This window comes from Micropruina sp. (assembly GCF_047607385.1).
Classification (GTDB): Bacteria; Actinomycetota; Actinomycetes; order Propionibacteriales; family Propionibacteriaceae; genus Micropruina.
The window spans coordinates 1-6,453 of record NZ_JASGDE010000076.1 but is presented as its reverse complement, the minus strand read 5'-3'; the positions used below and the strand labels follow the sequence as shown (position 1 = coordinate 6,453).

The 6,453-nt window shown below is 73.7% G+C and carries 6 protein-coding genes and 1 pseudogene; 6 read left to right on the top strand and 1 reads right to left on the bottom strand.

Annotation, left to right across the window (positions count from 1 at the left end; translation table 11 throughout):
- Nucleotides 1–126 precede the first annotated feature (126 nt).
- The 3 genes from QM582_RS06830 to QM582_RS06820 all read left to right on the top strand — a co-directional run bounded on the left by QM582_RS06830 (nucleotide 127) and on the right by QM582_RS06820 (nucleotide 3,320).
- Nucleotides 127–1,893, top strand: a complete 1,767-nt coding sequence (locus QM582_RS06830) for an acetyl/propionyl/methylcrotonyl-CoA carboxylase subunit alpha (protein WP_415082925.1) — start codon at nucleotides 127–129, stop codon at nucleotides 1,891–1,893.
- A 101-nt stretch (nucleotides 1,894–1,994) separates the two neighbouring features.
- Entirely contained in the window at nucleotides 1,995–2,633 is a 639-nt protein-coding gene (locus QM582_RS06825) for a hypothetical protein (RefSeq protein ID WP_415082923.1), read from the top strand.
- A gap of 9 nt (nucleotides 2,634–2,642) precedes the next feature.
- Nucleotides 2,643–3,320 carry a hypothetical protein gene (locus QM582_RS06820; protein ID WP_415082922.1) on the top strand — a complete coding sequence of 226 codons (678 nt, stop codon included), beginning with the start codon at nucleotides 2,643–2,645 and terminating at the stop codon, nucleotides 3,318–3,320.
- Between the two features lie 110 nt (nucleotides 3,321–3,430).
- Here QM582_RS06820 and QM582_RS06815 read toward each other — a convergent pair whose 3' ends face one another.
- On the bottom strand, nucleotides 3,431–4,840 hold the full coding sequence (locus QM582_RS06815; protein ID WP_415082927.1) for an NAD(P)H-quinone dehydrogenase: 1,410 nt from the start codon (nucleotides 4,838–4,840) through the stop codon (nucleotides 3,431–3,433).
- An 85-nt stretch (nucleotides 4,841–4,925) separates the two neighbouring features.
- On the opposite strand from QM582_RS06815, the gene QM582_RS06810 reads away from it, so the two are divergent.
- The 3 genes and pseudogenes from QM582_RS06810 to QM582_RS06800 all read left to right on the top strand — a co-directional run.
- The gene (locus tag QM582_RS06810) at nucleotides 4,926–5,369 is read left to right on the top strand and encodes a hypothetical protein (protein ID WP_415082921.1); all 444 of its coding nucleotides are present in this window, start codon (nucleotides 4,926–4,928) and stop codon (nucleotides 5,367–5,369) included.
- 79 nt (nucleotides 5,370–5,448) lie between these two features.
- Nucleotides 5,449–6,240 (top strand): purine-nucleoside phosphorylase, encoded by a 792-nt coding sequence (locus tag QM582_RS06805; RefSeq protein ID WP_415082920.1) that lies wholly within the window; start codon nucleotides 5,449–5,451, stop codon nucleotides 6,238–6,240.
- A pseudogene (locus QM582_RS06800) lies at nucleotides 6,237–6,453 on the top strand (hypothetical protein); the annotation flags it as partial. The gene QM582_RS06805 and the pseudogene QM582_RS06800, both read left to right, overlap by 4 nt.

The following is a 6,453-nucleotide window of genomic DNA, read 5'->3' as shown; positions in this document are numbered from 1 at the left end:
GGCGACCGGCTGGGCGTCGCCGCGCAGTCGGCTGCGGCTGCCGCCGGCTCCCGGGCCGGGCGCCTGGCGGGCCGGCATCAGGCTCTGACCGGGCCAGACATCGACGATGAGAAAGGACGCCTCGTGATGGGCGAGTTTTCCAAGGTCCTGGTGGCCAACCGGGGCGAGATCGCCGTCCGGGTGATCCGGGCCGCCGCGGACGCCGGGCTGGCCAGCGTGGCCGGCTACGCCGACGCCGACGCCGACGCGCTGTTCGTCCGGCTCGCCGACGAGGCGTTCGCGCTGAGCGGCGGCACCCCGGGCGAGACCTACCTGGACATCGACAAGCTGCTGGCGCTGGCCGCCCGCTCGGGCGCCGACGCGGTGCATCCCGGCTACGGCTTCCTGGCCGAGAACGCCGCCTTCGCCCGGGCCGTGATCGACGCCGGGCTGACCTGGATCGGCCCGCCGCCGGAGGCCATCGAAGAGCTCGGCGACAAGGTGCGGGCCCGGCATCTGGCCTCCCGGGTGGGCGCGCCGCTGGTGCCCGGCACGTCCGACCCGGTCGCCGGCGCGGACGAGGTGGTCGCCTTCGCCGAGAAGCACGGCCTGCCGATCGCGATCAAAGCGGCCTACGGCGGCGGCGGACGCGGGCTCAAGGTAGCTCGCACCCTGGCCGAGGTGCCGGAGCTGTTCGAGTCTGCGACCCGCGAGGCGATCGCCGCCTTCGGCCGCGGCGAGTGCTTCGTGGAGCGCTACCTGGACCGGCCCCGGCACGTCGAGACCCAGTGCCTGGCCGATGCGCAGGGCAACGTGGTGGTGGTCTCCACCCGGGACTGCTCGCTGCAGCGCCGGCACCAGAAACTGGTCGAGGAGGCCCCGGCGCCGTTCCTGAGCGATGCTCAGCGAACCGAGCTGTACGCGGCCAGCAAGGCGATCCTGCGCGAGGCCGGCTACGTCGGGGCCGGCACCTGCGAGTTCCTGGTCGGCACCGACGGCACGATCAGCTTCCTGGAGGTGAACACCCGGCTGCAGGTGGAGCACCCGGTCTCCGAGGAGGTCAGCGGCCTCGACCTGGTCCGGGAGCAGTTCCGGCTGGCCGCCGGCAAAGCGCTCGGCTACGACGACCCCGAGCTGCGCGGGCACTCGATCGAGTTCCGCGTCAACGCCGAGGACCCGGGACGCGGGTTCATGCCGGCGCCGGGCACGCTGACCGGCTGGCGGCCGCCGTCCGGCCCCGGCGTCCGGGTCGACGAGGGCTACATCGCCGGGATGACCGTGCCGGGCGCGTTCGACTCGCTGGTGGCCAAGATCGTGGTCACCGGCGCCGACCGGGCGCAGGCGCTGCAGCGGGCCCGCCGGGCGCTGGCCGAGACCGTGCTGGAGGGCATGCCGTCGGTGCTGCCGTTCCACCGCGCCGTGCTGGACGAGCCGGCGTTCGTCGCCGCCGACGGCACCTTCGGCGTCCACACCCGCTGGATCGAGACCGAGTTCGACAACCGGATCGCGCCCTACACCGACTCGGTCCCCGACCCGGAACCGGCGCAGCGGCAGAGCTTCGTGGTCGAGGTGGACGGACGCCGGCTCGAGGTGCGGCTGCCCGCCGAGCTGACCGGGCCGTCCCGCCGGACGTCGGCGCAGCCGTCCCGTCCGGCCCGTCGCAGCGGCGGATCCCGGCCGGCACAGGCGGCGTCCGGGGACCTCACCGCACCCATGCAGGGCACCATCGTGCGGGTCGCGGTGGCCGAGGGCGACCGGGTCGCGGAGGGTGATCTGGTGGTGGTGCTGGAGGCGATGAAGATGGAGCAGCCGATCGCCGCGCACCGCTCCGGAGTGGTCCGCGCGCTGCGCGCCGAACCGGGCGCGACGGTGGCCAGCGGGGCCGTGCTGTGCACGATCGAGGACGGTTCCTGAGAGTTCCCTGCGACACTCCAACCGGGCGCGCTTGTGTCGCACGGCTGAAATTCATCGGATTTTCTTGGTGACATGCCAGCTTTTGTGTGCACAATGACCGGGTGGACTATCTCGGCGTGGTGTTGCTGGTGGCTGTCGTGGCCGCCGCCTTCGTCGTGATCGCTCGCAGCAGCATCGGGCAGGGACACCGGGCTCGCGCCGAACGCGCCCGCCAGCTGGTCCTGGCCAAGCGGGCGGCGGAGGCCGATGTGAACGGGTTCGGCGACGAGCTGAGCCAGTTGTCGATCCTCGGCGAGCAGGACGCCGCAGCCGCCGACCTCTACGAACTGGCCACCGCTTTGCACCACCGCGCGCTGGAGGCCCTGATCGCCGCCCGCCGCCCCGACGACCTGTGCCAGGTCACCGAGATCCTCGAAGAGGGCCGCTGGACGCTCACCCGGCTCACCGCCTGGACCGCCGGACAGCCGACCCCGTCGCGGCGTCCGCCCTGCTTCTTCAACCCCGGCCACGGCCCCTCCACCCGCAACATCGTCTGGCAGCACCGCAGCGTCCCCGCCTGCGCCGCCGACGCCACCCGGGTCGAAGCCGGCGCCGACCCCTACATCCGCACCGTGGAGCGGGACGACCGCCGGGTGCCCTACTGGGAGGGCGGCCCCACCTACGACGGCTGGGCCCGCGGCTACTACACCTCGTGGCGCGGCAATCGGCTGGTCGCCGACATCGTGCCCAGCAAGGTCTGACCCCTGCTCATGCGTCGCACGCCGCGCAAGCTGACGGTGCTGGCCGTGACGCTCACCCTGCTGTCCGGCTGCACGCTGCCGTTCCCGGGGATCGGCGACGGTCCCTCCCCCAGCCCCGCCGGCTTCCCCTGCCCACCCAACGAGCGGTCGTCCGCCTCGCCGCTGCCGGCGCCGCAGCTGGTGTCCGGGCGGGTGCAGGTGGGCGCGGTCTCCTATCCCGCCGCCCCGGCCCCCTACACGGCGCCGGACGGCACCGAGTACATGCCGTTCGGGAACCTGATCGGTTCCCAGCACGCACCGGTCGAGCAGGTGGCCGCCACCTCGATGGGTTGGCAGTCGGTGATCGCGCTGGCCCGGCTCAGCTCGGTGGACGGCGCCTGGGGCCTGCAGAAGGCCGCCGAGGTGGTCAGCCAGTGCTCGCTGTCGATGACCTGGCGGGGCATCGACTACCACCCGGCGGTGCGCCGCGACGAGTCGATCACCGTGGACGGCCACCAGGGCTGGATCCGGATCACCGACCTCAGCTTCTCGGTGCCCGGCATCCGGGCCACCGCCGAGGTGCAGACCGTGGTCACCGTCCAGGTGGACGACCACAGCTACGCGTTCCTGAGCTACCTGCCGAACTCGGCGCCGGAGTTGCAGCCGGCGGTGGACGCCGCCCGCGACGGTCTCCGGGTGAAGGACTGACCCTCCACCGCGACCCGTCGGCCCCGACCCGGCACGCCCGGTAGACCCCCCTCGGTGTGCGCGGGATGCCGGGGTGCGAGGGCCCGGGGGGTGCGGGACCAGCCCCGGGGTCAGTGCGACAGGGTCTGGACGGCGGAGCGTCCGTGCAGCCGGCGGGCGGCCTCGGCGATCGAGCCGGTCAGCGACGGGTAGACGGTGAAGCTCTGGGCCAGCTGGTCGACGGTGAGTTTCTCGCGCACCGCCAGGGACAGTGCCTCGATCAGCTCGGACGCGATCGGCGCCACCACCACGCCGCCGATCACGATGCCGGTGGTGGGCAGGCAGAACACCTTGACGAAACCGTCGTTGATGCCGCGCATCTTGGCTCGGGCGTTGGTGTGCAGCGGCAGCATCACGGCGTGCGCGTTGACCAGGCCGGAATCGACCTCGGCCTGGCCGACCCCGACGGTGGCGATCTCGGGGGCGGTGAAGACGTTGGCGGCGACCGTGCGCAGGTCGAGCGGGCCGACCGCGTCGCCCAGCGAATGCCACATCGCGATCCGGCCCTGCATGGCGGCCACCGAGGCCAGCGCGAACACCCCGGTGCAGTCGCCGGCGGCGTAGACCCCGCGGGCGGTGGTGCGGGAGACCTTGTCGACGGTGATGTAGCCGCGCTCGTCGAGGGCCACCCCGGCCTGCTCCAGTCCGATGCCGGCGGTGTTCGGGACGGAACCGACCGCCATCAGGCAGTGCGACCCGGTGACGGTGCGGCCGTCGGCGAGCTCGACCACCACCTGGTCGCCGTCCACCCGGGCCGCCTGGGCTCGCGACCGGGACAGGATGGTCATGCCGCTGCGCTCGAACACCTGCTGGACGACGCGGCCGGCGTCGGCGTCCTCGCCGGGCAGCACCTGCTCGCGGGAGCTGACCAGCACCACGTCGGCGCCCAGCGCGTTGTAGGCGCTGGCGAACTCGGCACCGGTCACCCCGGAGCCCACCACGATCAGCCGCTCGGGCAGCTCGCGCAGGTTGTACAGCTGCGTCCAGGTGAGGATGCGTTCCCCGTCCGGACGGGCCGCCGGTAGCTCCCGCGGGGTGGTGCCGGTGGCGATCAGGATGATGTCCGCGGCCAGCCGCTGCTCGCCCTCGGCGGTGCTGGCGATCACCGCCTCGGTGCCGTCCAGGCGTCCGCTGCCCTCGATCAGCCGGACCCCCTCGGCCCGCAGCCGCACCCCGATGTCGGCCGACTGCGCCGCCGCCAGCCGCAGCACCCGGTCGTTGACGGCGGCCAGGTCGACGCTGAACGCCGCGGCGAGGTTGTCCGACCCGTCCAGCCGCAGGCCGAGTTCGTGGGCTCCGCGCAGCATGGTCATCACCTCGGCGGTGGCGATCAGGGTCTTGGACGGCACCACGTCGGTCAGCACCGCCGAGCCGCCCAGCCCGCGTCGTTCGATCAGCGTCACCCGGCCGCCCAGCTGGCTGGCCACCAGCGCCGCCTCGTAACCGCCCGGTCCGCCACCGATGATCACCACGTCCGTCACGAGCGGCATTCTCGCACCCGGAGGTGAACGGACGTCGCGACGCACCCCGGACCGGAAGTCTCGCAACAGGCCGTAGGCTCGTCGGGTGCCCCGCGATCGTTCCGCCCTCACCCTCGGCGTGCTGTGCGGCGTCCTGGTGCTGGCCGCGGTGCTGATGATCGCGTTCGGGCTGCCCGAGCAGACCCTGCTGCAACACCGGCTGCTGCAGCTGTACTCGGTGCCGCTGTCGGGCGCGCTGGCGCTCGGCGTGGTACACGTCGCCGGACGGCTGCCGCGGCTGACCGGCCCGACCCGCGTGATGCTCGGCGTCGCGACCGCCGCCGGCGTGCTGGGCGTGGCCGGGATGGCGATCGGGGTGCTGACCGGGCTGGACGCCCTGCTGCCGGCGTCCCAGGCGGTGACCTGGCTCGGCCTCGGGTTCGCCCTGCTCTGGCTGGTGGCGCAACTGCCGCGCCGGGCCGGGGCCGGCCGGACCTTCGGCCTGCGACCGGTCGACGACGACACCGAGGACGACGACCCGCAGCCCTGACCTGCCGCCGGGGCGGCTGCCGCGAGACCGGTCCGCGACTCGGCAACAGACAGGCGACAAGGCACGATATCGTCGGCGAATGGACGACCCCTATCTGCTCGCCGGCCAGGCCGCGGACGCGGTGCGCGGCCGGTTCGGCATCGACGGCATCGATCTGGCACTGGTGCTGGGCTCCGGCTGGGCCCAGGCCTCGGAGGGTCTCGGCGAGCCGATCGACGAATGCCCGCTGGAGGAGCTGCCCGGTTTCGCCGCACCGGTGGTGGCCGGCCACGGCGGTGCGCTGCGGCTGGTCCGCACCGCGTCCGGGTCGCTGGCGGCGGTGTTCACCGGCCGCACCCACTACTACGAGGGACGCGGGGTGGCGGCGGTCTGCCACGGGGTGCGGACGGCGGCCGCGGCCGGGGCGTCCACCCTGGTGCTGACCAACGGCTGCGGCGGCATCGGCCATCGACCGGGTGCGCCGGTGCTGATCGCCGACCACATCAACCTGACCGGGGCGAGCGCCCTGGTCGGGCCGCGGTTCGTGGACGTCACCGAGGTCTACAGTCGGCGGCTGCGGGAGCTGGCCAAGCAGGTCGACCCGAGCTTGGAGGAGGGCGTCTACTGCCAGTTCCACGGCCCCGCCTACGAGACCCCCGCCGAGGTGCGGATGGCGAAGGCGATCGGCGGCACCCTGGTCGGCATGTCCACCGCGCTGGAGGCGGTGGCCGCCCGCGAGCTGGGCCTGGAGGTGCTGGGCATCTCGCTGGTCACCAACGCGGCTGCCGGCATGGCGTCCGAACCGTTGTCGCACGCCGAGGTGGTCGAGGCGGGACGCGCCGCGCAGCCCCGGCTGCGGGCCCTGCTGGCCGGGCTGATGGAGCGGCTGTGACGGCGGCGGACGGCGGTCCGGAACCGTCCCCGGCCACCGCACTGAGCGGCGAACTGGAGGCGGCCATCGCGTCCTGGCTGGACGAGGATCCCGACCCGGCCACCCAGTTGGCGCTGACCCACCTGCGCGACCGGGCCCGGGACGGCGACCCGGCGGCGCGGGCCGAGCTCGCCGACGCCTTCGCCGGCCCGCTCGACTTCGGGACGGCCGGCC

Bases quoted from the DNA above. Each gene is read 5' to 3' on its own strand.
- QM582_RS06830 (WP_415082925.1), top strand. From the start codon at position 127: ATGGGCGAGTTTTCCAAGGTCCTGGTGGCCAACCGGGGCGAGATCGCC.
- QM582_RS06820 (WP_415082922.1), top strand. From the start codon at position 2,643: ATGCGTCGCACGCCGCGCAAGCTGACGGTGCTGGCCGTGACGCTCACC.
- QM582_RS06805 (WP_415082920.1), top strand. From the start codon at position 5,449: ATGGACGACCCCTATCTGCTCGCCGGCCAGGCCGCGGACGCGGTGCGC.